The following is a 24,946-nucleotide window of genomic DNA, read 5'->3' on the forward strand; positions in this document are numbered from 1 at the left end:
ACTTACGATGTATAAATAGATTAAGATTTTAATTTGGTGTTATTCTCCTGATAAAAAATAGCTGGTATTAACAAAAGCATTAAAAGCGGGTTAACCACCAATCTGTGAAGGTACGAAACTAGTGGCCCATTATAAGAAGTATGATACTTTATTATAAGATAAGGCAATAGTATACAAACAACTCCTGCCAACTGTATATAAAATGCGAAAACAACATATTTCCTCTTTGCAAAAAGAGCATATATTATAGCTATCATTAACAAATCATTTAGTATAAATCTAATCGATTTAGTTAATACAAATGACCAATAATGATCCGTAAAATAAGTGCCTAGAAAATGATCTAGATGCTTTTGAAAAAGATATACTACAAGCAATCCTGTAGTGGCCAGTATTAAGACAACGATTTGAAATGGTTTGAGGCTAAGTTTCTTCACTTGGTAACTTATATAATTTCACAACCCACCAAAACCACATTAAGAACACAATAATGTAAAGAAAAGCGGTAAATAGATATTTATGAGCAAAATACATCATTTCCGGAAAGTCTTGAGCCACCCAAAAGAGTAATATTATCCGAATCAAATTAAATAAATGAACCCCTACCAAGCCCATGGGAATGAACCAATATAGCTTCTTTATTGGTTTACCATATGACAATAGAAAGACCAGAAATACTATCATTACATTGAGTCCATTGCACCCTTCATAAACTGAAAGTATGTTATAGCCATTTAAACTCAAAAAAACAGAAGGTTTCTCCTGATTATCTGATGCTTCCACGCCGTTGCCAAAAGCCGACATTACACCAGACACCTGATTGGTAACAACAACTGTTATTGGGTCTGGAGAGGGTGAGTAGGTATCAATATAAAAACCGTATAATAAGTTTAGCCCCAGATATAACACTAGAAACTTCACTATAAATAGTATAGCTGGCTTAAACTCAGAAATATTCATTTTTGAATAGGTTTAGCAGGAACGCCTACCACAGTAATTTTAGAAGGAACATTTTTAGTTACTGTTGCTCCTGATCCTACTTTAGCTTTTCTTCCAACCATTATACCATTGAGTATATTAGCTCCGGATCCTACCAAAACGGCCTCATCTAATGTAACCTGACCTGAGATATTAGCCCCTGGCATGATAGAGCAAAAAGATCCTATTTGGCAATCATGCCCTATAGTTACATTTAAATTCACTAAAACATGATCTCCTATTTCAATATTGGTAGTAAGTATAGCCCCAGCACCAAGTACAGAACCTTTGCCCACTTCAATGTTATCATCCGCTAAAATAGCTCTGGGGTGTAAGAGGGTCGCATAATCAATGAAATCATTCTCAATATGAGTTTCCAAACCTTTCTTAACAGAAGGATTACCTATAGCAATAATAAGTGAAAGAGGCTCCTTCCAATTATTGAGTTCATTAATTCCTCCTAAAACATTGGGTGCGCTATCATCAAAAAAACCAATAAAATCCCAAGTTGCTTCTTCAGAATTAATGGCATTTATGATGGTAAGGACTTCTCTTCCTAACCCTCCCGCTCCGTATATCGCTATTTTCTTCATAGTTGAGAATTAAACTTTATAATTCTGGCAGGATTACCCACCACAACGGCATAATCAGGCACATCCTTAACCACTACACTCCCAGCTCCAATAGTCGCCCATTTCCCTATTTTAGTATTCGGGATAATTACAGAACCACTCCCTACCAATGTACCTTCGCCAATAGATATACCGCCACACAAAGTAGATTTTGGAGCTATATGAACGAAATCACTTACCTGGCAATCATGATCTACAGATGCCGCAGTATTAATGATAACATGTCTACCAATTTTGGTAAATGGATTAATTACTGCCCCGGCCATAACCACGGTTCCTTCTTCTATTTCAACGGTTTCAGAAACAACAGCTTTGGGGTGAATTACTTGTCCATATTTAGCTTCTATTTGCTCAGTAACCTTCTTCCTTATTCGGTTATTCCCAATACTTATCAAAGACTTTTCATTGCCAGGTTTATAAGCCTCAGTATTCCCTAAAACAGGAATCCCCATAAGTGACTTTTTCAAAGGGTCGTCATCATAAAAACCCGATACACTGCCCCCGTTAAGCTGTATTATTTCAGTAATTACCTTTGCATGGCCACTGGCTCCAAATAAAAACATTAATTATTACCTTTAAATTTTTCTATCGTCACTTGTCCTTCGGCGGAAATACCCTCTGCTTTAAAGACTTTAAACACAGTCAAAAATAAGATTTTTATGTCTAACCAAAACGATTGATTCTCTACATACCACACATCATAAGCAAATTTCTGTTGCCAACTTATGGCATTGCGCCCGTTTATCTGAGCCCAACCAGTAATACCTGGTTTCACGTCATGCCTTTTAATTTGAACCTCATCATATAACTCAAGATACTCAACCAATAACGGACGAGGACCTACAAATGACATATCTCCTTTAATGACATTAAGTAATTGAGGAATCTCATCTAAAGAGGTCTTTCTTACAAAACTTCCAACTTTGGTTAATCTTTTATCATCTGGCAAAAGCTCTCCATGCTGATCTTTTTCGTCAGTCATGGTTTTAAACTTAATTACTCTAAATACCTTTCCTTTATGACCTGGTCTTGATTGAGTGAAGAAAGCATTTCCATTGTTAGCTAAAATTAAAAGTAGAGTAACTATCAGGAAGACAGGGAACAAACAAATAAATGCTATTAAAGCTACGAGCCGATCAGCTAATGGTTTTAGGAATTCATTATACATTATTATGCTTCTATAAAAGACAACAAATGATCATTAACCAAATTAACATCATATTTACTTTTGGCTAAAGAAAAACTGCGTTCGCCCATTGTCTCAATCAATTCCGGGCTCTCTATAAAGAAAATCATAGCCTTCTGCAGCGAAATCGCATCTCTAATGGGTACTAAATAACCATTCTCTCCATTCTCGACCGTCTCCCTGCAACCAGGGTTATCAGTTGTAATTATAGGCTTTCCCATAGCTAAAGATTCTAAAATAGTTCTTGGAGTTCCCTCTCGGTAATATGATGGCAGAACGAATACAGAGCAAGATGCCAAGTATCCCCTTACATCTGAATGATATCCTAAATAATCAATAACACCTTTTTGATGTAATTCTTTGAGCTCACTTTCTTCCAAAGAATCTGGATTTCCTTCATCAACCATACCAATCAACTGAAAAATAGTCTCTGGATATTGTTGCTTTATCAGTTGGGCGGCGTGTAAATATTCATTTACACCCTTCGCTCCAATTAACCTGGCTATAAGCAAAAATTTTATCGGCTTAATTTGTGGTTGAGCTTTAGGGTAATGGATTAAATCAACACCTGATCCAGCGGTTATTGTCTGCTTAGTATGTGACTTTAGGAGTTTATGATGACTGAAAAACTCTTTGTCATCTGGGTTTTGAAAAGCAATATAAGGCAACTTATTAAATGCCATTTTATATAGCATGAATATAACTGACCTAACTAACTTCCTCTTTATTGAAGTAGGTTCCATTCCTACATAACCAAGACCTGTTATCCAGGAAACAACTTTAATCCCTTCAGTACTTTTAGCGGCCCAACTCCCATATATGTTGGGTTTAATAGTATAAGTAATGACTATATCAGGCTGAATTCGCTGGAATAGTTTTTTTAAAAACAAGAAAGTTTTAATATCTTCCAGAGGATTGAACCCTGTCCTACCTAATGGCACCTGTATAAACTTCACATTCAACTCAGTAAGTATCCTTTCAGTAAATTCATCGTTCCCTGGTGCCAAAGCTAGCACCCGATATCCACGTTCTTTAAGAGCAATTAATAAAGGTTTACGAAAGTTGATTATTGATGGAAGGTAACTCCCAAAAACAATAGCCGTTTTGTCTTGCATCATTTATTGTAAAATGTCCTATATGAGAAGTATTAGTCTTTCTGAAGCTCGCTTTGGAAATCTATTCACTAATAGAATAACTCCGTGCTTTCGTCATTTTATACTGTTTCCTTACCTTCATCACTTTCATATAATATCTTTTAACATTATCATCGTAGGCAAAAGCCATTAAGAATAAGAAAGGAAAAATAATTGCTCGATGTCTTGCTATCAACCCAATGTTGTTTTCAAAAAGCCCTACAGTTACAATGTATATAAATATAAATGCCAATGTAAATGTAGACAATCTATGGGAAAGACTATTTTTCACAAAGTAGATTACAGATTTTCTTTTCCAGTATAATAAAAATAAAACTGAATTAATCTCTATTGCAGAAGCCAAAGTTAGAATATTCTTAATCTCCCATAAGAATGGTCTCGCCAAAACATCGATTACACCCTGAGGTATTGAACTAATACCTCCTGATTTTTCTTCTAGCACACCCGTGCCATATTCATTATTTCTTAAGGTACCTTCCTGTAATTGGGTTAATTCATCATTAGAAAACTCCTCAATACCCCATTTATCAGATAAATAATTTGCAAGAACAACTATTAAGATTAGGCCCAAACTAATTTTAACAATTCTCATAAACCAGCTATCTTTAAGATTCAAAATAAAAAAAGAGCCCAATGCTAAAATAGCCACATAGGCAGTTGGAGGTCTAAATGCATATAGAATAGCTAAACCTAATAGTATTAGAACATAATTCAACTTTTTATTGGTTATCCCTAGACATAACACGCCCATTCCTAAAAACATAAAAGCATCCTTCCCAATAGTGGAGGTCCAAAACCATAAAGCAGGGAATAATAAGACCCATAAAAAAACACCTTTTCTATTAAGGAAAATGAAATTTCTTTTAAATGATTTAACAATAAATATTAACCCTGTAAAGCATGCTGAGCTATACAATAAATAAACACCAAACTCATTATCAAAAGTAATTATCATGAAAAATGCTGCTGGATATGCAACAAAATTCGTATAGAATAACTCACCATTTCTCCACATTTCCTGATTATAAAAAGGAGAAAAGTCAAATTCACGAAAATAATCAGCAAATCGTGTAGCATAATTATCATATACCCAAGCATCTACTCCTCCACCACTAAAATTATATGCATATAACATATAACCTAATGTACCCATCACACGAAATGCTACTCCGTAGTTGAAAACTTGGTTTAACTGATGATCATTTGCGATCCATGCCGATTTGATGGATTTTGCAATAAGAAAAAGTAATAATATAGCAATTATTGCTCCCAAAATTAATTCAGTGCTTTTTTATAGAGTTCAACTGTTTCCTGTGTCATTCGGTCTAATGTAAAATATGTCTTCAATTTTGAATACGCATTTCTTCCAACCTCTTCCGATTCTTCCCTATTATTTAATATGTAATTAATTCGCTTAGCTAGTGAATCTATCTCATAAGGCCTAACTAAATAACCAGTTTCATTATCAACCATCAATTCATTGCCTGCAGGTACATCCCACGCAACAACTGGCTTCTTACATGAAAAAGCTTCTAAGAATACCACACCAAATCCTTCAGAAATAGATGGTACAGCCACCACATCGGAATTGTACATCCATCTAACCACCTCCTTACTATATCCAGCAAAAACAACTGAATCTTTTAATCCTAACTCATTAACAAGGGCTTTTAGATTTTCCTCTTCATCTCCAGACCCCACTATTACCAACCCTACATCTGAATTCATCTTTTGTAAAAGGGAAAGGCTTTTTACAAGATAATAATGCCCTTTAAATTTCACGAGTCGACCTGCAATAACTATCTGTTTCTTAAACTTCCTAAAATCACTATTTATATAATCATTTGTTATTTCTTTAAAATCAAAACCATAATGAATCATATTCATTTTTGCAGCTTTTGTTGCTTTAGAAGCAATAAAGAAATTTCTTAACCCGTGGGAAATAGTGTACGAGTGATCACATAAACGCTCTGATAAACGCATTAACATATAATATGGAGTTAATCCTTGTTTTTCAGCATCAAATCCATTCTTTGCGGTAAATTTATTATCATAGCCATGTTTCGTACTTATCCAAGGACAAGCAATTCCTCCCATAAATAGCTTAATCAAACTAAGGCACAGGTCTGCATGAATAAGGTGGGTATGTACAATATCATATTTACCTTTAGTAATTAGAGCCTTTATTGAGCTTAGCACTTTTGGCTTTGGAAATTTACCTATATTTTCTTCATATGTTTTCACATTGAGCTTTTCCAATCTATCAATAAAGTCTCCTCCAATACCTCCTTGATAATTGGTATATAAACGTAAAAATTCAACGTTAACCCCTCTTTCTTTAAGAGCTGGTATTATTTTTAACTGAAAGTTTTCAGCACCAAAAATCCCGCCTTCCTTTTGTATGAAAAGTATTCTCATTTTTAATAAATGAATTTATAATATCTATTAATTGTAACATTGGAATTATCAACAGTTTTTGTAAAGACCTCAATTTTACAAAATAGAGAGTAAGCAGTCTGAATTATTATTTTTCTTAAATAATTCAATCATGGCATTCCGGGAACTTCTGGAATACTCAACCATTAATTCCTCATTATCATAAAACAACTTCAACTTTTCGATTATACCACCCACTGTATTATTGAATAACACTCCTCCATTTTCCTTTGATAAATAGTTACTAATTCCATCCACATTGGAAGCCAAAATCGGCAAAGCACAAGCCTGCGCCTCCATTATAGAATAACAAATCGTTTCGCCTTCCGATGGATGGACATAAATATCCAATGATTGATAGAATTTTATTAAATCATTCCTATTTAACAAGCCTGTAAATATAATTTCCCGAGTCAAACCTAAAGATGAAGTAAGCTTCTTCATATTCTCTCCTTCCGGCCCCTGTCCCGCAATTTTCAACCTAACCAAATACCCCTCTTTCTTAAGTTCGTAAATTGCTTGAATTAGTAAATCAAGAAGTTTTCCCTTTACCAAACGTGTTGCTACTCCTAAAGTAAAAACTTCATTTTCAGATATAGTATCATGAGGTTTGAAAGCATTTGTATCCACCGTCTTAGCAATAACGATACTATTTTTACGTTTACATAAGAAGGGAAATGTGCCCTTGATTGCATCAAACTGATTTTTATAAAAAAACACCATCTTATCCGCGAAAAAATGATTTAACATCGTGAATATTTTTTCAATTTTAGTCTTAATATGGTGGGTAGTATGGTCTACTGCAATCACTTTCCATGAATTAAAAAAAGCAAGAAAAGTCAACAAACTCATACTAAAAGTGTGAAGAAAAACATACTCAATCCTGTTTTTCCTTATAAAATTATTGCATAATCGAATAGCTTTTAAATCAAGCTTACCCGAACGTAACTGATAACGATAATTAATGTTATTTAATAAGCAAAAATGCTTCAACTCTTCATCTAGAGGTTCTATACCATAAAAAAAAGCATAATGTTCGAAATTTCCATTTTGATCAGAATTTACAAAATTCATGAAATATGTACCCAAACCACCCTGCCCAGAATAAAGAACATGTAAAAGTTTCTTCCTAGCCATTCAAAATATCAGTTAAAAGTTCAACAGAACTTCTACCGCTCTGATAGAAGAACTTTCTCTCTATCTCTTCTGCCTTCTGGACTTCTCTCGCAAATGAAATATCCGGTATATTAAAATTACTGAAAGACATGATCTGCACATGTTCAAAATCAGACAAAGCTTCCTGCAAGCCTGAATAATAAATAGAAAATAAAACTGTTGGCCTCCAGTAAACGGCAGGTATTACCATAGTAGAATAAAACCCAAAACAGCCTTCTGCTGATTGAATATAACTATTCAGGTTATCCACCTTTCTTAAATAAGTTATATTTTCATGTATAGGTAACCATTCTGAACCATAAGATTCTGGATGTAATTTGATCAATAATTTGGAGTTTTGACTCAAGCAATACTCATTTATTTTCAAATAAAAATTGATCATATTTTCCCTGCTAACGGTTTCCTCACCGAAACTATTATCAGCAAAAGCCTGATCTATATGCAAATAATACTTACCCATGTGAAGCAGCTTTTCCTTTACCAAATATTTAGCTAACTCGGTACTACCCACATAATATATTCTAGATTCATCTATTCGATCCGTTTCTTTATGTATAACAGCATTAAACGGAGAAAAACACAAATAATAATCTGGTCTTTTTCCTTCGAAAGATAAATGCTTGGCCGCCCAATAGGGCCCAATTAATTGAGATCCTTTGACATATAAAAAAATGAATATAAAATTCAGTTTAAGACTTCCATGGAGTGATTTCTTTATCCACGACAAGCTACTAAACCCTATACTAGCCTTATATGATTTAATAGATGCAGTCGTTTGCTGCTTTCTCCATATTTTCTCTCGATTACGATAATCTCTATAATTAGTATAAATACCATGCTGTAGGATATAAGTAATTACTCCTCTACTTTTAGCTACCATATTTAAAGCCATGTTAAGCCCCGAATCTACAGACATGAAAATAATCTTATCAAGATTTAATTCATTTAATAAATGTGCCGCAGAGGTGTATTTTGACCAATAAACCGATTGAGCAAATGATTCTGTATAATTCCGAACCTCTTCATTTTTACTTACACCAGCTAAAAATATAAACTCAAAATCATTAGAAAGTTCTTTAAAAGGTAATATCCAATCCTCTCTATGAGTTGGCCAGACGACTAAAATCTTATTCTTCTTCATACTAATAGACCCTGCTTCAAAAATTAAAGCAGGTCTTCGATATCCATTTCCTTACTGATTATCCATTCTACAAATTCACGGAATGCCCCTTCCCCACCAGGCTTACTAGTAATAAAATCAACATGCTTTTTTATATACTGAGGGGCATTAGATGGTGCTGCAGCAACCCCTACCTGCTTAAGTAATTCTAGATCTCCTATGTCATCCCCTATGTATGCAACTTGATCCAGATTAAACCCCAACTTTTCACATAATTCCTGCGCAACAGGTAATTTATCACTAATACCCACATATAAATGATCAATTTTCAACTTTTGGGCTCTTCTCTTTACGATCTCTGTATCTTCTCCTGTTATTATCCCCACGACAATATTCAGTTTTCTAGCAAATACGATCCCTGCAGAGTCTGATGTGTTAAATTTTTTCCACTCATTCCCCGTTTGATCATAATACATTCCGCCATCAGTCCATACCCCATCAATATCAGTTAAAATTAATTTTGGTAGCATAATACTATCCTATCATATCTTTATAAATCACCTCATCCTGAGATATCTCTTTCAATGTAGTTTTGCCAATAACATTTTCCTGCTCTGCCCACTTAAATCCGTCACCTGGACTTAATAAGTGAATATCATCTAAAGTAATTTTATGTCCTTTGGGTATATACTTATTTGTAGCTATAGAACGCTCTAATTTAATCTTGGCAGATTCAACTGCAGAGCTAGTCTCTTTACTCTCGACTCCAAAAGCCAATTCTAAATTTCGAATATCACGAACCATTCTATACATGCCATCAGGTGCTAAAGAACCAGCTTGATCAGTTCCTTTCATTGAGCGGTCCAAAGTTACATGCTTCTCTATCATCTCTGCTCCCATTGCCACTGAGGCGGTTGGAATAGAAATTCCTATAGAATGATCACTATATCCAATTAAAAAGTCCGAATACCTTTTCTTTAGGAAATGAATACTATTAAGGTTAATGTTTTCATATTCAGATGGATATTGGCTTAAACAATGTAAGATGCTAACCTTATCATGATGCTTGGTTATCACCTCTAAAGCATCATCTATTTCTTTCACGCCTCCCATACCTGTAGAAATTATCATAGGTATTTTTGTTTCTGCCATAGCATTCAACAATGGTAGATTAGTAAGGTCTCTACTAGCTACTTTTAAGCGATCCGGTGTAAACAACTTTAACATGGAAAGACACCCTATTGCACACAAAGTTTCTACAAAGTCCAAATTATTCGCTTTTGCGTACTTATAAAGTTCAAAATGTTGTTCATCTGAAAGCTCCAACTTTTCCCTATGCTCACCATATGTTTCTCCAAATGAATGAGGACTATCATAAGGCTTAGCCATAGCAGAAGCAGACAGCTCCTCATTTAAATCTCGCTTGGTAAATTTAACAGCATCCCAGTGTTTTAACTCTTTATTAAACAGAGGATCTACTACCTTTTGAGCTGCTTTATCGATTAATAATTTAGCTAAATCTACTGAGCCATTATGATTTTGACCTATTTCCGCAATTAAGTATGTATGTGACATTTATTCTTTCTGGTTTTCTAAAAAAATTATTGTGAGGTAGTATATTCTATTTTGAAAATTTATTAATTCCTTGCTGCATTATTTCTTTAATCATCAAATCTTCATCGGCATATTTTACCAGTAGACTCAAATTGAAAGGATCTTCAGAGGTAATCATTTTTTCATAAAGATTTTGCATATTCTCAAAATCTTCAGGCGTATCAATTGTAAATCTAAGATCTTTTCTGTGAAAAACCTCCGCAGGTGCATCAAGTAACTTCACTTTAAATAACTGCGGATTTTCATATATATAATTGGTTACATGCTCTCTATAAAATGATTTATTTTCATCATTTTCAGTTAACATGTACGCCTTTTCCAATGCACTCCTTTTCACTAATTCAGCAAACAATCCCCAATGTGTACGTATTGCAGGTGTACCTTCATAATCTTTATAAGATACGTAATCGATTCCCTCCTCAACATTATCAATCAATTTTTGAAGATATAACAGATCAAGAAATGGATTATCAGAACAAATTCGAATAATAAAATCTGCACTAGACCCCTCTATGAACCTTGACATTACGTCCTGCTCATCTCCACGAAATACTTTTGCGCCCTTACCATTCGCAAAATTCTCTAAAACGTCATCTGCCGAATTATTACTAGTTGCTATAATTACACTCCCTACTAGACATTGTATATTACCAATTTGGACTTCCAATATACTTTCGGTCTTGAAAAATGGCTTAAGTATCTTGCCCGGCATCCTAGTAGATGACATCCTTGCCTGCACTATGATATCGCATTCCATTTTAATTAATAAGATCTTTTATTACTTGCTCATAAATTTTAACAACCCTTCTAGAATCAAACCTCCGGCTCATTTCTTGGGCACCCTGGGAAAGTTTTGCTAAAAACTCAGTATTATTTTTCAATAACCTAACTTTTTCCACAACCTCATCAAATTCACTAACTATTATTCCTTCCTTTTCATTGTTTATCCATTCAGCTGCGCCATAATTACCATGAAGAATGGTGGGTATACCTGCCGCACCAACTTCTATTGTTACTTTACCAAATCCCTCTGATAGTGACGGAAAATAATGTAATTGAATTGATTCTAATAAATTATGTAAAGCTTCATGACTCAACATTCCATGATATTTAACATTTTTAATTTCATGTATTTCATCTGGTAAATTACCTTTGCCCACCACATGAAACTTCAAATCAGGGAATAACTGTGCAAGTTCTAGATACTTACTCAACCGCTTCCTCCTGAAATCATTACCGATAAAAACAATATCCGTCAACAATATATCATTGACATCTCTTTTAATATAAAAACTATCAAAATCTGTAGGTACGTACAATATAGGTTGGTTATATTTTATACTATAATGCTTATAATTATAGTCACCTACATACTTGCTAATGGGATAATTCCTATCTGCATATTTGTAATAGGAAATTATTTTATTTAAGTCGCCTCCAAAAACACCAAATGCGGTATCAATTGAAATAACATCAATTATATTTTCCATTGTTTTAAAAGATTTTTTTCTGAAAATCTTAATTAAACACTTTTGAAACCACAAAAAATCGGCACGTGGTAAATACACCACTTCGCTTTTTAAAAACCCCCATAAATAGCCAATCAAACCACTAACTTTAGTCGGATACCAACATCTAAATATATGAACATTTTTTTTAGTTAAAGAAGATAAATTACCACTTGAAAGCTCTAAAGTATAAACATCAAACTCATCCTCATCCAAATTTTTGGCAAGTTCTCTACAGTTAATATTTTGTGCGTTTGTTTGATTAATGAACGCTGCCAGGAAAACTTTTACCTTACCTACTTTTTTCAAAACCCTCGTATATTTCTCGTATTTCATCAATAGGCTTGTCCCACCACTTTAATGCATCTAATTCCAATATTTGCGAATCACTAAATCTTTTTTTCACAACTCTCATTGGATTACCAACAACAATAGAATATGCAGGCACGTCCTTATTTACAAGTGTATTGGCACCAATAACAGCTCCATTACCAATAGTAACCCCGCCCAAAATAGTACATTTAGCTCCAATCCATACATCATTTCCTATTGAAATATCACCCATTGATACCAATTCATTATGCTCATTTCCATTAAAAAAGTTTGTCATTAATGAACTTGTAGTTATCTTGTTAATATCATGATTATGTGATTGAATGTCTACATTCCGAGCAATACTACAAAATTTACCAATTTTCACTTGATCAATTTTTGAATGAATAAAAATATTTGGCCCACTTAAAAATGAAAAGTCACCAATTGAAACCTTGCCGTCAATGTGAACACGTTTTAGAGTACACTTTTGCCCTATTGTAACTTCTCCCTTAATAAAGCTACCTTCTACAATCGAACTATCAGATATGTAAACAGATGACTTGCCTAAAATAATATTTCGTTCATTTATGTAATGAGCTATAAAATTCAATACCTTTTTAAGCATTATTTTACATTTTAATTTTAAGAAGAAATTTTTTATACATATTAATCACTAAAGAACTTTTCTTAAGATATGTCTTATGATATTTCCATGTACATAATTTTAACACTCTATTTAATGTCAAGTAAATCCCTTTAACCGGATATTCCAATCTATCCAGCCTATCCGCCATTAAAATATTGGAAATGATCTTTTCAAAAAAGTTAAGTTCCTTCTTCCATGTGTCTATATTGCTTGTATTAAATGATTGATTATACATTCCTTTTGTATACCAAATATCATTAATTTTAGCATCCTTTTTATTGTCATTAAAATTAATTAACTCAGGTGAGAGCATCTGATCTTCTAATTCTAGATCTAACCAATGCATTAATTCAAGTAAAACTAATCTAGGATTTGTTACTAAATCCTCATATTTCACAGAATACAAGTTATTTCCAACTTCCTCTACATATTCAAAATATGCATCAATAGAATTATTCCATGTTTTGATCGATGCTATCAAGCTTATATTCTCCAAATATTGTCCATTCTTCAGAGCACGTTTTCTGACATTTCTAAATGAAGCAACTACCGCCCTTCCATCTCTATAAACGTTTAACAATTTTGCGCTGGGTAAGTATTCATTAAAGGAGAGAAATGCAAATATATTGCTTGGTGTTTTTTCCGATATATAATAAGTATTATCCGTAATTGAACTTTCAAAGAATGATTTAGTGAATTTCTGGAAATTTTCAATCAATTTCTCTTCATTCACATACATAGAAATAGAATCTCTTATTATGCTCTTTTTCATCTGGTCAAATAAAATTGACATCTTGGGCATGTAAACAAACTCTGGCCCTCCATCAATTCTAGAGTGACTTATTAAAAGCTTTTGTACTAAAGAAGTTCCAGACCTTGGTGAACCCCCTATTAAAATAAATTTAGGAACTGAAGTCATTTGATTATCAACGAACGATTTATAATATTATATAGATCTCCACTATTCCTTAAGTCCTTTACTAAGGAATGATCATTGCTGTTCATAGGCATTAAATTTACCCCCTTTATAGCTTTTAACCTATTAGAATGTATTCTATCTAATCTGTGTTTCTTTGCATACAAGATTTCAATATCACACTCCGTATTTAAATTTTCTAAATGTCTTTTTAGATCAAAACAAACATTAGGTTCATTACTCTTATCTGCACGAATACGTAATTCGCGAATTTGGGACCTCCATCGTCGATCAACATAAATTGTTCTATAGAACCGATCAATAAAACTTTGTGGAGAAAATGCAATTATCTTATCAACTCTTAAAATTGATCCAAAATATATAGCCGCAAAACCTCCCATGGAACTACCCAAAAATACGACCCTTTTATAATTACCCTGCCCGATTCGCTCACGAAGTCTTTCTTTGAGCTTTAATAACCCATTAACGTTACTATCAGAATCTAAGTGATACCAAGCTTGCCTCAAATCTCGTATAAATAGTTTATCACATTTGATCTTCTTTAATACATTTTTGAATTCAAATACGGGTATCCCATATGCCTGATTAACACCTCCGAACGATACAAGAAGGTTATCATCTCCGAAACACTCTTGTTCAATAGAATTTTCATCCATTACGCTTTAATATTTTCTCTATGACTATGGTTCTCAAGAACAACCACCCTGAGTTTTCAGTACCTATTAACCAAGTAGAATAAATAACTAAACAGCTCATTAGATATGCCAACCTACTCCATAGCGAACTTAAATCAGCATAGTCGAATATAACGATAAATAAAACCAAAAAAATCAATGAAGGAATTGTCACTTTAAAATGCTGGTAAAGACTTATACTTAGATAAGATCTAACGAAAAAGAAATTAATAACTGTTAAAGTATAAGTAACAACCACGTAACATATCAAAAAAGCTTTAATTCCATAAATCAATGCTACAATAAGTGGTATTAATTTTGCTAATTTTCTAAATACACCAATTTTAAAATTCTCTTTGGCCTTACCTGTACTAAGAAATGCATTAATAATAATTGCATTTACAGGAAAAGCAGCAGCAGACAGTATAAGAATTTTAAACATTAAGGTAGATGGAAGCCACTCGGCTCCGAACAGAATCAATATAAGATCTTCAGCCAGCACATAAAGCACTATAATTATATAACACGAGACCATCAACGCAACTGAAAGAAGATTGAAATATATTAATCGAAATCTTGCTATATCGTTCTTAATAGAAGTTAACACTGGAAAAAAGACCTTCGAAATACTAGTAGAAGAAAGCTTGGTAACTTGATCCTTCAAGGTTTGAGCACGTGTATAAAAACCCAAAGTAGAAGCATTAAAAATCTTACCTATTAAAAGCACATCCAACCTTTCTGATATGGAAAACATGATTTGCTCTAGCAACATAAAACTACTGAATGAAGAAATACGCTTAATTTCAGCATAACTAAAATCCCAAGAAGGTCGCCAACTGGAGGCATACCATAATAAAACACTCCCTATTACAGCTCTTACAATATTTTGAATAACCAAACTATATACACCATACTCTTTAAATGCAAAAAACACTCCCACCAAACCTGCAATTACTGTTGATACGGCTAAGCGGATCGTCAAAGATTTAAATTTAAGTTCTTTCCTCAGAATTGAGATTTGAACGATATCAAAAGAGTTGAATATAAAGATTAATGAGAGCCACTTAATTAATCTAGCAACTTCCTCACTCTCAAAAAAGTAACCAAACCAGTCAGAACAGAAATAGGTTAATACCGTAAGAAGGATTCCTATGATTATATTCATATAAAAAACAGATGTATACGTAAGATTGGTGCTATTATCATCTTGTATCAGCGCCGCTCCTAATCCAGCCTCAATAAAAACTTGGGCTACAGAAACAAAGACCATAGCCATGCCTATTAAACCGAAATCTTCTGGAGTAAGCAGCCTGGTTAGAAAAACTGTTATAAAAAAAACAGCACCCTGCTGAAATACAGTGCCAAATAAATCCCAAAAAAAAGCAGAAGTAGACCTTTTCTTTAATGATGTCATTAAAATCAATCAGTTTTTATTGACTCATCGCTATAGTAACCATAAGCATTACTACCATAGCCATAGCCATAGCCGTATCCATAACCGTAACCATAGCCGTAACCAGGTCCACTTTTCAAAATGTCATTGAATAAAATACTAATATTTTTAATCTTACCGTGCTCATATAATTCCTGAGCCGTTTTAACTGCCGGTTTTGGCGTATAATTTTGCCTTATTAAAAATATCGTATGATCCGTATACTTTGATAAAATAAAAGCATCTGTAACCAAAGCAATAGGAGGGGTATCTAAAATAATAAAATCATATTTCTCTTTAGCCATAGAAATGAGATTGTCCATTCGATCACTCATAATTAATTCACTCGGGTTTGGAGGTACCGGCCCCCCACTTATTAGATCTAAATTTTCAATTATCGTACCTTGTATAACTTCATCAAACGTATTCATACCAGAAAGATAATTGCTTAGACCTATACTATTTGTTAACCCTAGGTCATCATATAGCCTAGGTTTCCTTAAGTCGGCTCCAATAATTAAGGTGCTTTTTCCTGAAATAGACAAAACAGTTCCCAAGTTAATCGTAGTAAAAGTCTTTCCTTCTCCACTTATCGAACTATTAACCATAAAAACCTTTTTCTCTTTACCTTCAGTAAAATAATTCAAGTTTGACCTTAATGCTCTAAAAGCCTCTGCAACGGATGATTTAGGTTTTTCATAAACTACTAAATTCGTTTTTAGACCATTGTGTCCAATACCTCCTATAAAAGGTATAGTGGTAATATTTTCTATATCCTCTTTTGCCTGAATTTTATTATTAAGTAATTCTAATACCAAGAAAAAAACTAATGGTACAATTAATCCCAAGACTATCGCTACACCAAAAATCTGAAAAGGCTTCGGACTCAACTTACCGCCAGAAACCATTGGAGGATTAACAACTACAATATCCGAACTAGTCGAAGCTCTGGAGATCCCTGCTTCAGCTCTTTTTTGAAGTAAAAAAGTATATAAATTTTCTTGTAGCGAATAATTTCTCTGAATAGTCAATAGCTGCTGTTCTAACTTTGGAAGAGTTTTCATTTCTTTCTCCAATAATTGAATTTGATTATTCACAAATCTTAAATTGATCTGCTGAGTAGATTTATAATTTTCAACACCTTCCAATATAGCCTTTCTTAATTGCTGAACTTTTGCAGATTTTTGCTCAAATAACGGGTTTTGATCATACAAGCCTCTGTTTTTAAACTCAGCTATCTGCCCCTCTACTTCTATCAATTCATTAATTAGCCCTACTAATACGGCATCTGTTATGCCAACACTTGTAGGTGTAACTATTTTATCATAGTTCTTACCTGACTTCAAATAATCTGAAATATATTCGAAATAACTCTTTTGTAACAGCCAGTTGACCTTATTAGATTCGAGTGCCTCCAATCTCTCATATAACCTAGTAGTCTCCTCATCAACACTAACGGGTAAATTATCTTGCTTAAACCTTAATATAGCTTCTTCAAAATATTGCAAAGAATCTTTAATATCTTTAATTTGTTTATCTAAAAAAGCGATAGACTTAGTTGCTGCTGAATTCTTCTTATCTACATCGTACTGCTGATATTTATCTATAAACCTATTTATGAAAGCAACCTCCTTGGCAGGTATTGCCCCCTTAATAGAAAGATTTACCACAGAAGCTCCCTGTTGCGCCCAACTAGCATCCAGTTTATTAGCATAGCCTTTTGCTAACATTACAGGGTCATTAAATTTTATAATAAACCGTTTATCCAGTAGTGATTCAGGAACATCTTTCTTCAAAGTAAAAAATAATTTATACCCGTCAATATTCACTGTATCCAAATAATTAACTGCTTCATCAATGATAGTAGACTCACTATTATCATCACTGACCCTTTCTAATCTAATTTTATTATTTGACAACATAGTAATTGCCAAAGATTTACCCCAAGGTTGCATTGTGTCCTCAACAGGACGGATCTGAATTGGAAAATCCTTATCATATACCTCAACAGTTTTTATATTCCCCTCTCTATAAAAACTGACCATGAATCCCAGATCCTCTACAACAGCTTGTAATAAAGAATACGATTTTAGTATATACAGTTCATTATAAAAGTTTCTATAGGGGTTAACGAGCGCATTATTATAAAGAAACTTTGCGCCAGCATTTTCCTCGTTTTCCTTAATGATAATTGACGCCTTGACAGGATAGATATCCGTACTATACCTATTAACTAGGTACGCACAAGAAACGGAAATAAATAAAGCAAGAACAAACACGTACCAATATTTAGCCGCACTTGTAAGAACCCTCAAATAATTAATTTGAATACCACCTGAAGTTCCTTTTTTAGGAGCGTCATCAAATTCATCGAAATCAGACATATCCATGCTTTAATTATCTAGTTAAAAGAGTTACAACTAATAAGACAGCAGAAACAGCAGAAGTGATCACTCCTAAATTTTGAGCAAAATATCTTTTAAACGCTCGTTGCCTCAAAGGCGGAACTATTATCACATCATTTTGCTGCACATAAAAATACTCTGATTCTATATAATCTTCTTTTAGCAAGTCTATATAAAATATTTCCGAAGTATTCCCTTTCTGTCTGATGACCTTAACATTACTTCTATCAGCTAATTCTGTAAAGCCTCCGGATAATCCAATAGCTTCCATCATAGTAACTCTAGTATTTTGAGAGTTAACAACTTTTTCCCCATTGATTTCCCCTAAAACAGTGAACCTAAAATTCAACAACCTTATCCTTACCACGGCATCTGAAAGATATTTATTAACAATAGTTTGCATTTTATCTTGTGCCTCAAAAACTGTTAATCCTGCAACTCCTACTTTGCCCACTACTGGATACTCAATTTTACCATTTACATCTACCAAAACACCTCTTAAATTAATATTACTATTACCACCTATATTATCCATATTTGGGTTTACCTTAGAGAAAAAATCATACTCCTCATCAGTAATACTCTCAAAATTGATGTATAATACATCCAACGGCTGTATTCTGTATTCTTGAACATCCATTTGATGTGTTCTTAACACTGAATCCTTAGGGATCTCATCTAAATGCTTGAGTTCATCTTTTTCTTGGAGGTAAACCAGTTTTTTATTAGGGACACACGAGGTGATTAGTAAGGCTATCGAGAGATAGAATAGAAGTCTCTTCATCTTCAGTGGTTAGGGTCTAATTATTCTGTAAAAATTCTTCGTACCAACTATAAACAGATGCTAAACCTTCCTTAAATTTAACTTCTGGTTCATATTCTAAGGAGGTGGTTATTTTGGTTATATCGGCCTTAGAGTGTTTTACATCTCCTTTTCTTTCAGGGCCATAGTTGGCTTTGATGTCTTTCCCCGAAATATCTTTGAGCATATCAATCATTTCATTCAGGCTGGTTTGCTCTCCACAGGCTACATTATAAACCTGATTAAGCGCATCCTCATTTTCTGTAAAGATCGCTTTAACATTAGCCTGAACAGCATTATCTACAAAAGTGAAATCTCTGGATGTGTGTCCATCTCCATTAATAGTGGGCTCATTGCCTTCTATAAAAGCCTGACAAAATAATGGTATTACCGCAGCATATGGGTTTTTAGGATTTTGTTTTGGCCCAAATACATTGAAATACCTAAATCCCACATAATTAAGTCCATATGTTTTCTTAAATACGTCTGCATATAGTTCCACCGCATATTTGGTGATAGCATAAGGACTAAGTGGATTGCCAATATTATCTTCTACCTTAGGTAATGTTTTACTATCTCCATATGTACTTGAAGAACAAGCCAGTGTTACTCTACCTACTTTATTTTGAACAGCTGCATGCAATACATTAACCGTTCCCAATACATTTACTTCTGTTGAAAGCATTGGGTTTTCGATAGATCTAGGGACTGATCCTAGTGCAGCTTGGTGAGAAATGGCATCAAATCCTTGAGTAAGCTCAACCATTTTCTCATAATCTCGGATATCTTCCTGAAAAAAAGAAAACTTAGGATTATCAATAAACTCCTCTATATTAGAATGATACCCGTTAGAAAGGTTATCAATCACTCTAACCTCTGTTACCCTAGAGTCATTTAATAATGCTGCTACTAAATTAGATCCTATAAACCCGGCTCCTCCGGTTACAATTACTTTCATGAAAAGTTATTCTGACTTATTCTATTCAAAAAATTACAGCTGAGTGTATCTATTTCCTACAGCCCAAACTTCTTTTAGCATTCTTAAAAAATCATCAATTTCATGTAGAGGAATCATATTTGGCCCATCGCTCAATGCTACTGAAGGATTTGGATGGGTTTCAATAAAGAATCCATCTACTCCCGCTGCGGCGGCGGCTCTGGCTAAGAAAGGAGCAAACTCCCTCTGCCCGCCTGATGCTCCTCCTGCTCCGCCTGGCTGCTGTACACTATGAGTAACATCGAATACAACAGGAGAATACTGCCTCATTACAGGCAATCCTCGCATATCTACCACCAAATTATGGTAACCAAAGCTAGCTCCACGCTCTGTTAAACATACATTATTGTTTCCTGCTCCCCTCACTTTATCAACCGCATATTTCATATCTTCAGGAGCCATAAACTGTCCTCTTTTTACCTTTACGGCTTTACCAGTATTGGCTGCAGCCAACAATAGATCTGTTTGACGACAAAGAAATGCAGGTATTTGGAGTACATCAACTACAGATGCTACTTCCTCAGCCTGATATGATTCATGAATATCGGTCACTACCGGTACCCCAAGATCTTTCTTTACTCTTTCTAATATCTGCAATCCACCTTCAATACCCTTACCTCTATATGATCCTGCAGATGTTCTGTTAGCTTTATCAAATGAAGCCTTAAAAACATAATCAATATCTAATTCCTTACATACGGATTTAACCTTCTCTCCGGTTTCCATACATATATCATAACTCTCAGCTGCACATGGGCCAGCAAAAAGAACCATTCGCTCACCACCTAATACTATCTTATCAGTAATGTGCATCTTTTCCTTAGACTTCTCTAAACTCACGCTTTATATTGATTTATAATATTCTCTAACATATCTTGAGCTGACAATATAAAATCTGCCGCTTCTCTTATTACTCCCCTGCCACCTTCTTTTTCTGTTATAAGATCCGCCTCAGCTTTTACATACTCTACACCATCAGCAGGCACTATGCCTAAACCAGCATTGATTATCACCTTAAGATCTATGATATCATCTCCTATGTAGGCTACCTGCTCGTCCTTTAGATTATATTCAGACAGGATATCTTTATATACTGCAAATTTATCTTTAATCCCCTGGTAAAAAAAATCTAACTTCAATTCTTTGCATCTTCTTTCGACTAATGCGGATTCACGTCCGGTGATTGCCCCTACAATAAGACCAGAGTTTCTTAAGTGTTTTATAATCTGACCATCTTTTACATTGAAAACTTTCGTTTCATCCCCAGAATTACTGTACACTATACCTCCATCGGTAAGTACACCATCCACATCAAAAACAAAAGCCTTAATGTTCTTCGCCTTCTCAATCTGAGATTGAGTATATTTTTTCAAGATAATTTCCATTCTTTCATAAAATCGACCAAATATAACAGGATTATTTTTTGTTACCTTTAATAAATAGAGCTTTTATAATTAGATTAAATCATATTTTCCATTATGGCACTTTTAATCCTAACAAGAAAAGTTCTTGGTGTATGAAACTATTTAAGTTTTTGTTAATATTTTCAATCAATGTTCTGCTGATTTACTCGCTTAATACAAGGTTAGTAATAAAAGACATACCGATTCCTCCTCTAGGCAAGTTTCTGGATCCTGCTCAAGGATTTTGGCAAAACAGTGAACATGACTCGCTAGGATACGCCACATCCATCAATATTGACGGCTTAAAAGACTCTGTTTCTGTTACCTATGACAAAAATGGAGTCCCTCATATTTATGCTCAAAATAATCATGACCTGTATATGGCTCAAGGGTTTATAATAGCACAACACAGGTTATGGCAAATGGAATTCCAGACTCATGCCGCAGCGGGTAGGGTTTCGGAAATTATTGGTAAAGGCGGACTTGCGTTTGATAGGTTACAAAGAAGAAAAGGAATGTCTTATGGTGCTGAGGTTACTTATAAAGCCATGCAAAAAGATCCTTTCGTAAACAGTTGCATCAAGGCTTATGCCGACGGGGTTAACGCCTATATTCAATCACTATCTTACCAACAGCTACCCATTGAATATAAGCTCTTGGGGTATGAGCCAGAAGAATGGACTCCTATGAAATCTGCTTTGATTTTAGAGTATATGATAGACGCACTTACAGGACATGATGATGACTTTGAAAACTCAAATGCTTTGAATTTATTTGGGTTAGAGACCTTCAATTTTCTCTTTCCTGAAAAACTACCAAGAATGGTACCAGTAATCCCGTCAGGAAATGAAAATCCATGGGACTTTCAAAAAGTGAATGCCACTCCTCCTGCTACGGACTTGCCAACAGACTTAATAAAGAACATATTACCCAAGCCTGACCCTGATAACGGCAGTAATAACTGGGCTGTTTCTGGCAATAAAACAGCCAGCGGAAAACCGATACTTTGTAATGACACTCACTTAGGGCTTAATCTACCTTCGTTATGGTTTATGATTCAATTATCATCTCCTGAGGTAAATGTCTATGGTTTTACATTTACCGGAGCTGCAGGTGTAACCATAGGCTTTAATGATTCAATAGCCTGGGGCTTTACTAATGCTCCTCGAGATAATAGGGACTGGTATAAAATCACTTTCCAAGGTAGTTCTGCAAATAAATACAAGTATAACGATCAGTGGATTCCTACTAAAAAAAGAATTGAAGCCATTAAAATCAGAGGAGCAGAAACATACTATGATACTGTGGTAAACACTCGCCAGGGGCCAGTAGTGTATGACAAAAGCTTTGGAGATCATGATGCTAAGAAAAATTATGCCCTTCGCTGGATTGGGCATGACCCTTCTATGGTGCAGAAGGCATTGCTTGAGCTTAATAAAGGGAAAAATTACGATGACTACCTAAAGGCAATTGAGCACTGGGATGCACCTCCTCAAAATATCGTTTTTGCTTCTACATCTGGAGATATAGCACTGAGAGTGCAAGGGCAATACGTAGCCAAATGGCCCGGCCAGGGTAAGTTTCTTATGGATGGTAATAATCCTCTGCATGAGTGGCAGCAAGAGATACCAAAAGATCAAAATCCTTATCAATATAATCCTGAAAGGAATTTCGTAAGTTCTGCTAACCAGCCATCGGTAGATTCGCTATATCCTTATTGGGTGTATAACTCCTCCCAAGAACACTATCGAAACCGGATAATTAACCGTGAACTTAATAAAATGAGTCAAATCACCGTAGAAGATATGATGAAGTTACAAGTTAATAGTTATAGCATTTTACCAGAGGAAACATTACCTATACTTCTTGATTCAATTCATTTAGAAGGCTTAAGTCAAAAGGAAATCAAAGCCTTGCAGCAGCTGCAGGAATGGAACTATGAATACAAAGTAGAAAGCTATGCTCCCACCTACTTCCAGGCTTGGTGGAAGCAGTTTATGATTTGCTTATGGGATGAATTTAACAAAAGTAATGTTGCATTGACCTCTCCTGATGAATTTACAACCACTTATATTATAAAGAATTTCCCTGATTATAAATTTATTGACGTAGACTCAACTGACAAGCAGGAATCTCTGACAGAACTGATCAATTATGCCTTTAAAAAATCTCAAAAGGATTTAAGCGAATGGCAGCAATCAACAGGATTAGACACTAAGTGGGGTAATTATAAAGGTACTTTCATTAAACATCTGGCTGATTTAGGTGGTAGTCTGGCTGGCTTTAGCAGGTATAATATCCAAGTAGATGGCGTGGCTGATGCTATTAATAGTACCAAAAGAAATCATGGACCATCTCAGCGTTTCATTGTAGAGATGACTTCCCCACCTCAGGCCTATGTTATTTACCCCGGAGGACAATCAGGAAACCCGGGCAGTATTCTATACGATAATATGATTAATGACTGGAGAGATGGAAAATATCTACCTGTAATATTTACTGGCTTTAACAGAAGGGAGAACGACCAAATGATTTACAGCCAACAACTAAAACCATAAATCATGAAACTACTACAAATTTTAGCTTTAATTATCGCTGGTTACATAGCTGGATTATTTTATCCTTTCTGGTCTATGGCCATCTTGGCTTTTATTATTGGCTTTTTGTTTAATCTTAACGGTTGGGTTTCCTTCTTTTCAGGCTTCATAGCCATATTTTTATTATGGGGAATACATGCCTTTTGGATAGATTATGAAACCAGCTCTCAACTAACTAATAAAGTGGCTCCCTTATTTTCATCAAACAATTACAAGCTCATATTTATAACAGCCACCATTGGAGGATTGGTTGGCGCCTTTTCCACACTTTCAGGAACGTTTTTCAGAAACCTATTTAGGAAAAAGCGCTCTAATGCGTATTACCAGTAATTATTTAGAGTCTTTAATAATAACTCCGTTAGCTACAAAAGCAATTTCTGTTTTTGGTTCTGTAATGGCGTCAATCTCTTCTTGAGATTTACCTGCATCTTTAGCATAGTGCTTTTGAGTTTCTACATCAGTAGTTACTTTTTTCGCGTACCCCTCTACTACAGCCTTTTTACCTTCTACACCACTTTTAGGAACGAAGAAGCCATAATCCTTAAAAGTTACCCTCATGGCTTCTTGCTGAGGAATGTCTAGCGTCATCCAGCAGCCTTTCATTTGACAGGTTGCTAATATTTCACCTTCCACTTTCACTGCCATAGAGTCTGTAGATTCCATTTTAGCATATAATTCATCCGCTGTAATAGCTCCATCATCAGAGATTTCATCCCCGAAATTACCAGTTAGTTTAACTTCTTCCTCAGCTTCTACCTCTGAAGCGGTAGCCGTAGAATCTGCTTCTGTTTCATTATTTTGCTCAGATTTAGGGTTGCAAGACCACATTATTGAGGCCAAAAGACATAGTGTAATTAGTTTTTTCATTGGTTTCTTAATTTTCGAGACAAGTTAGTCAAAATAACATCATTAATCTATAATAGAATAAATGAAA

26 protein-coding genes are annotated in these 24,946 nt (G+C 34.5%); 2 read left to right on the forward strand and 24 right to left on the reverse strand.

Annotation, left to right across the window (positions count from 1 at the left end; all coding sequences use genetic code 11):
- Positions 1-20 precede the first annotated feature (20 nt).
- The 23 genes from JL102_RS24090 to JL102_RS04585 form a co-directional block, all read right to left on the reverse strand.
- Entirely contained in the window at positions 21-437 is a 417-nt protein-coding gene (locus tag JL102_RS24090) for an exosortase F system-associated membrane protein (RefSeq protein WP_202243050.1), read from the reverse strand.
- Positions 424-960: an exosortase family protein XrtF gene (gene xrtF, locus JL102_RS04480; protein WP_202243051.1), complete on the reverse strand. Its 537-nt coding sequence runs from the start codon at positions 958-960 to the stop codon at positions 424-426. The genes JL102_RS24090 and xrtF overlap by 14 nt, the downstream gene beginning before the upstream one ends.
- Positions 957-1,571, reverse strand: a complete 615-nt coding sequence (locus tag JL102_RS04485; RefSeq protein ID WP_202243052.1) for an acetyltransferase — start codon at positions 1,569-1,571, stop codon at positions 957-959. Before JL102_RS04485 ends, xrtF begins: the two co-directional genes overlap by 4 nt.
- Positions 1,568-2,173, reverse strand: coding sequence for an acetyltransferase (locus tag JL102_RS04490; RefSeq protein ID WP_202243053.1), 606 nt, complete (start codon positions 2,171-2,173; stop codon positions 1,568-1,570). The genes JL102_RS04485 and JL102_RS04490 overlap by 4 nt, the downstream gene beginning before the upstream one ends.
- The gene (locus JL102_RS04495) at positions 2,173-2,778 is read right to left on the reverse strand and encodes a sugar transferase (protein ID WP_202243054.1); all 606 of its coding nucleotides are present in this window, start codon (positions 2,776-2,778) and stop codon (positions 2,173-2,175) included. Before JL102_RS04495 ends, JL102_RS04490 begins: the two co-directional genes overlap by 1 nt.
- Before the next feature lie 2 nt (positions 2,779-2,780).
- A complete protein-coding gene (locus tag JL102_RS04500) occupies positions 2,781-3,914 on the reverse strand; it encodes a glycosyltransferase family 4 protein (RefSeq protein ID WP_202243055.1) in 1,134 nt (377 codons plus the stop codon).
- Positions 3,915-3,972: 58 nt separating this feature from the next.
- On the reverse strand, positions 3,973-5,223 hold the full coding sequence (locus tag JL102_RS04505; RefSeq protein WP_202243056.1) for a hypothetical protein: 1,251 nt from the start codon (positions 5,221-5,223) through the stop codon (positions 3,973-3,975).
- 2 nt (positions 5,224-5,225) lie between these two features.
- Positions 5,226-6,368, reverse strand: coding sequence for a glycosyltransferase family 4 protein (locus tag JL102_RS04510; RefSeq protein ID WP_202243057.1), 1,143 nt, complete (start codon positions 6,366-6,368; stop codon positions 5,226-5,228).
- Positions 6,369-6,443: 75 nt separating this feature from the next.
- Positions 6,444-7,523, reverse strand: a complete 1,080-nt coding sequence (locus JL102_RS04515; protein WP_202243058.1) for a glycosyltransferase family 4 protein — start codon at positions 7,521-7,523, stop codon at positions 6,444-6,446.
- Positions 7,516-8,703, reverse strand: coding sequence for a polysialyltransferase family glycosyltransferase (locus JL102_RS04520; RefSeq protein ID WP_202243059.1), 1,188 nt, complete (start codon positions 8,701-8,703; stop codon positions 7,516-7,518). The genes JL102_RS04515 and JL102_RS04520 overlap by 8 nt, the downstream gene beginning before the upstream one ends.
- Positions 8,704-8,726: 23 nt before the next feature.
- Positions 8,727-9,212 carry a KdsC family phosphatase gene (locus JL102_RS04525; RefSeq protein WP_237390393.1) on the reverse strand — a complete coding sequence of 162 codons (486 nt, stop codon included), beginning with the start codon at positions 9,210-9,212 and terminating at the stop codon, positions 8,727-8,729.
- A gap of 4 nt (positions 9,213-9,216) precedes the next feature.
- Positions 9,217-10,257 (reverse strand): N-acetylneuraminate synthase family protein, encoded by a 1,041-nt coding sequence (locus JL102_RS04530; RefSeq protein WP_202243060.1) that lies wholly within the window; start codon positions 10,255-10,257, stop codon positions 9,217-9,219.
- Between the two features lie 46 nt (positions 10,258-10,303).
- On the reverse strand, positions 10,304-11,053 hold the full coding sequence (locus tag JL102_RS04535; protein WP_202243061.1) for a cytidylyltransferase domain-containing protein: 750 nt from the start codon (positions 11,051-11,053) through the stop codon (positions 10,304-10,306).
- A gap of 1 nt (position 11,054) precedes the next feature.
- Positions 11,055-12,113, reverse strand: coding sequence for a glycosyltransferase family 4 protein (locus tag JL102_RS04540; RefSeq protein WP_202243062.1), 1,059 nt, complete (start codon positions 12,111-12,113; stop codon positions 11,055-11,057).
- A complete protein-coding gene (locus JL102_RS04545; RefSeq protein ID WP_202243063.1) occupies positions 12,097-12,744 on the reverse strand; it encodes a CatB-related O-acetyltransferase in 648 nt (215 codons plus the stop codon). Before JL102_RS04545 ends, JL102_RS04540 begins: the two co-directional genes overlap by 17 nt.
- Before the next feature lie 4 nt (positions 12,745-12,748).
- Positions 12,749-13,684 carry a sulfotransferase family protein gene (locus JL102_RS04550; RefSeq protein WP_202243064.1) on the reverse strand — a complete coding sequence of 312 codons (936 nt, stop codon included), beginning with the start codon at positions 13,682-13,684 and terminating at the stop codon, positions 12,749-12,751.
- Positions 13,681-14,358: a hypothetical protein gene (locus JL102_RS04555; protein WP_202243065.1), complete on the reverse strand. Its 678-nt coding sequence runs from the start codon at positions 14,356-14,358 to the stop codon at positions 13,681-13,683. Before JL102_RS04555 ends, JL102_RS04550 begins: the two co-directional genes overlap by 4 nt.
- Positions 14,351-15,790: a lipopolysaccharide biosynthesis protein gene (locus tag JL102_RS04560; protein WP_202243066.1), complete on the reverse strand. Its 1,440-nt coding sequence runs from the start codon at positions 15,788-15,790 to the stop codon at positions 14,351-14,353. Before JL102_RS04560 ends, JL102_RS04555 begins: the two co-directional genes overlap by 8 nt.
- A 5-nt stretch (positions 15,791-15,795) precedes the next feature.
- On the reverse strand, positions 15,796-18,192 hold the full coding sequence (locus JL102_RS04565; RefSeq protein WP_202243067.1) for a GumC family protein: 2,397 nt from the start codon (positions 18,190-18,192) through the stop codon (positions 15,796-15,798).
- 13 nt (positions 18,193-18,205) lie between these two features.
- Positions 18,206-18,997: a polysaccharide biosynthesis/export family protein gene (locus JL102_RS04570; protein ID WP_202243068.1), complete on the reverse strand. Its 792-nt coding sequence runs from the start codon at positions 18,995-18,997 to the stop codon at positions 18,206-18,208.
- Positions 18,998-19,013: 16 nt separating this feature from the next.
- Positions 19,014-19,973, reverse strand: a complete 960-nt coding sequence (locus JL102_RS04575; protein ID WP_202243069.1) for an SDR family oxidoreductase — start codon at positions 19,971-19,973, stop codon at positions 19,014-19,016.
- A gap of 33 nt (positions 19,974-20,006) precedes the next feature.
- A complete protein-coding gene (gene kdsA, locus JL102_RS04580; protein WP_202243327.1) occupies positions 20,007-20,825 on the reverse strand; it encodes a 3-deoxy-8-phosphooctulonate synthase in 819 nt (272 codons plus the stop codon).
- Between the two features lie 23 nt (positions 20,826-20,848).
- Positions 20,849-21,397 carry a KdsC family phosphatase gene (locus tag JL102_RS04585; protein ID WP_202243070.1) on the reverse strand — a complete coding sequence of 183 codons (549 nt, stop codon included), beginning with the start codon at positions 21,395-21,397 and terminating at the stop codon, positions 20,849-20,851.
- Positions 21,398-21,528: 131 nt separating this feature from the next.
- Between JL102_RS04585 and JL102_RS04590 the strand changes: the two genes are divergently transcribed.
- On the forward strand, positions 21,529-23,973 hold the full coding sequence (locus tag JL102_RS04590; protein WP_202243071.1) for a penicillin acylase family protein: 2,445 nt from the start codon (positions 21,529-21,531) through the stop codon (positions 23,971-23,973).
- Positions 23,974-23,976: 3 nt separating this feature from the next.
- Entirely contained in the window at positions 23,977-24,342 is a 366-nt protein-coding gene (locus tag JL102_RS04595) for a hypothetical protein (RefSeq protein WP_202243072.1), read from the forward strand.
- Here the strand turns inward: JL102_RS04595 and JL102_RS04600 are convergent, their stop codons facing one another.
- On the reverse strand, positions 24,343-24,879 hold the full coding sequence (locus JL102_RS04600) for a DUF4920 domain-containing protein (RefSeq protein WP_202243073.1): 537 nt from the start codon (positions 24,877-24,879) through the stop codon (positions 24,343-24,345). It lies immediately after the preceding gene.
- Positions 24,880-24,946 lie beyond the last annotated feature (67 nt).

Origin of the sequence: Fulvivirga sediminis, assembly GCF_016757215.1 — a bacterium.
GTDB lineage: Bacteria > Bacteroidota > Bacteroidia > Cytophagales > Cyclobacteriaceae > Fulvivirga > Fulvivirga sediminis.

Coding starts and splice junctions, on each gene's coding strand:
- JL102_RS04520 (WP_202243059.1), bottom strand. CDS start 8,703: ATGAAGAAGAATAAGATTTTAGTCGTCTGGCCAACTCATAGAGAGGAT.
- JL102_RS04500 (WP_202243055.1), bottom strand. CDS start 3,914: ATGATGCAAGACAAAACGGCTATTGTTTTTGGGAGTTACCTTCCATCA.
- JL102_RS04510 (WP_202243057.1), bottom strand. CDS start 6,368: ATGAGAATACTTTTCATACAAAAGGAAGGCGGGATTTTTGGTGCTGAA.
- JL102_RS04525 (WP_237390393.1), bottom strand. CDS start 9,212: ATGCTACCAAAATTAATTTTAACTGATATTGATGGGGTATGGACTGAT.
- JL102_RS04515 (WP_202243058.1), bottom strand. CDS start 7,523: ATGGCTAGGAAGAAACTTTTACATGTTCTTTATTCTGGGCAGGGTGGT.
- JL102_RS04535 (WP_202243061.1), bottom strand. CDS start 11,053: ATGGAATGCGATATCATAGTGCAGGCAAGGATGTCATCTACTAGGATG.
- JL102_RS04550 (WP_202243064.1), bottom strand. CDS start 13,684: ATGACTTCAGTTCCTAAATTTATTTTAATAGGGGGTTCACCAAGGTCT.
- JL102_RS04595 (WP_202243072.1), top strand. CDS start 23,977: ATGAAACTACTACAAATTTTAGCTTTAATTATCGCTGGTTACATAGCT.
- kdsA (WP_202243327.1), bottom strand. CDS start 20,825: ATGCACATTACTGATAAGATAGTATTAGGTGGTGAGCGAATGGTTCTT.
- JL102_RS04495 (WP_202243054.1), bottom strand. CDS start 2,778: ATGTATAATGAATTCCTAAAACCATTAGCTGATCGGCTCGTAGCTTTA.
- JL102_RS04555 (WP_202243065.1), bottom strand. CDS start 14,358: ATGGATGAAAATTCTATTGAACAAGAGTGTTTCGGAGATGATAACCTT.
- JL102_RS04560 (WP_202243066.1), bottom strand. CDS start 15,790: ATGACATCATTAAAGAAAAGGTCTACTTCTGCTTTTTTTTGGGATTTA.
- JL102_RS04545 (WP_202243063.1), bottom strand. CDS start 12,744: ATGCTTAAAAAGGTATTGAATTTTATAGCTCATTACATAAATGAACGA.
- JL102_RS04600 (WP_202243073.1), bottom strand. CDS start 24,879: ATGAAAAAACTAATTACACTATGTCTTTTGGCCTCAATAATGTGGTCT.
- JL102_RS04485 (WP_202243052.1), bottom strand. CDS start 1,571: ATGAAGAAAATAGCGATATACGGAGCGGGAGGGTTAGGAAGAGAAGTC.
- JL102_RS04490 (WP_202243053.1), bottom strand. CDS start 2,173: ATGTTTTTATTTGGAGCCAGTGGCCATGCAAAGGTAATTACTGAAATA.
- JL102_RS04575 (WP_202243069.1), bottom strand. CDS start 19,973: ATGAAAGTAATTGTAACCGGAGGAGCCGGGTTTATAGGATCTAATTTA.
- JL102_RS04590 (WP_202243071.1), top strand. CDS start 21,529: ATGAAACTATTTAAGTTTTTGTTAATATTTTCAATCAATGTTCTGCTG.
- JL102_RS04565 (WP_202243067.1), bottom strand. CDS start 18,192: ATGTCTGATTTCGATGAATTTGATGACGCTCCTAAAAAAGGAACTTCA.
- JL102_RS04585 (WP_202243070.1), bottom strand. CDS start 21,397: ATGGAAATTATCTTGAAAAAATATACTCAATCTCAGATTGAGAAGGCG.
- JL102_RS04570 (WP_202243068.1), bottom strand. CDS start 18,997: ATGAAGAGACTTCTATTCTATCTCTCGATAGCCTTACTAATCACCTCG.
- JL102_RS04530 (WP_202243060.1), bottom strand. CDS start 10,257: ATGTCACATACATACTTAATTGCGGAAATAGGTCAAAATCATAATGGC.
- xrtF (WP_202243051.1), bottom strand. CDS start 960: ATGAATATTTCTGAGTTTAAGCCAGCTATACTATTTATAGTGAAGTTT.